1 protein-coding gene is annotated in these 1419 nt (G+C 45.4%); it reads left to right on the top strand.

What is annotated here, in order from left to right; genetic code table 11:
• Positions 1–1419: non-ribosomal peptide synthetase (locus OEU88_RS17595; protein ID WP_262696519.1), on the top strand; the 1419-nt coding region annotated here is incomplete at both ends.

The raw sequence follows: 1419 nt of genomic DNA, 5'->3' as shown, positions 1-1419 counted from the left end.
TTTACCATTATTATCTTCTCTGGAGCGTGACCGCTTACTTATTGAATGGAATGATACATCTGCGGCTTATGCATCAGACAAGTGTTTGCATACTTTATTTGAAGAGCAAGCCAGCCGCACTCCAGATAACATTGCTGTCGTTTATGAGGGTAGTGAACTTAGTTATGCTGAGTTAAACAAGCGGAGTAATCAGCTTGCACATTACCTGATTGAGCAGGGAGTTAAGCCAGATAGTCTAGTGGGTCTTTGCCTTGACCGCTCTCTTGAGATGGTTGTCGGTATTATGGGAATACTTAAGGCTGGTGGTGCTTATGTTCCGCTGGATCCTGATTATCCGGAGGACCGCCTTCGGTTTATGCTTGATGATACACAAGCTCACATAGTTATTGGTCAGGCTTCTATAGCGACTGATCTATCATTGTTTGATGAGCGTTGTCAGGATCGCCCTGAGCTGGTGCTTCTCGATGAGCCAGAGCAGCTTGAGGCGTTGTCATTTTACCCTGAGACTAACCCTGATACTTCGGCTTTGGGGATATGCTCCGACCACCTCGCTTATGTGATCTATACCTCAGGCTCTACAGGAAAGCCCAAAGGTGTATGTGTCGAACATAAAAGTGTTGGTAATCTATATTTAAGTCAGTTGCAGCACCTCAGTCTGGAGCCGGGTAGTAAAGTACTCCAATTCGCGTCGATTTCTTTTGATGCGGCTTTATGGGAGTTAACTATGGCATTGAGCTCTGGTGCTCAATTATGCTTGCCTAATAAGGTTACACGTGAATCTGGTCCTTTATTGGATGAATTCGTAGATACTATGGGTGTTTCACACGCAACTTTACCACCAGCTTTTCTACCAATGTTAACGCCTTCTTGTTGGCAGAGTGTTAAAACATTAGTCGTGGCTGGAGACGCTGCTTTGCCAAGGAGTGTTTTCGACTGGTGCAAGGAAAGAGCTTTTTTTAACGCATATGGACCTACAGAATCGACGGTTGGGTCTTCAATTTACAAAGTTCCTTCACTGTCTAGTTTGTCGGATCATTCCACGGTTCCAATAGGCCGTCCCATATCGAATACACAGCTTTATGTATTATCGGATAATTTATCGGTTTTGCCGATAGGTGCTGTTGGTGAGTTATATATAGGTGGAGCAGGTTTGGCGCGGGGTTATTTGAACCGCCCCGAGCTTACTGCGGAGCGCTTTATATCAAACCCATTCAGTAATGATACGGGCTCTCGTTTATACCGGACGGGTGATCTGGTGCGCTATCTGCCGGATGGGAACCTTGAGTTTATAGGTCGGGTCGACCATCAAGTTAAGGTTCGTGGTTTTAGAATTGAGCTTGGCGAGATTGAAGCGTCACTTTTAGATGTTTCTGACGTTAGTGATGTAGTTGTTGTTGCGCGAGAAGGTCAAGCTGACAG

The sequence above is a fragment of the Kordiimonas aquimaris genome (assembly GCF_025574485.1).
GTDB lineage: Bacteria > Pseudomonadota > Alphaproteobacteria > Sphingomonadales > Kordiimonadaceae > Kordiimonas > Kordiimonas aquimaris.
This window is presented reverse-complemented; position numbering and strand designations above follow the sequence as displayed.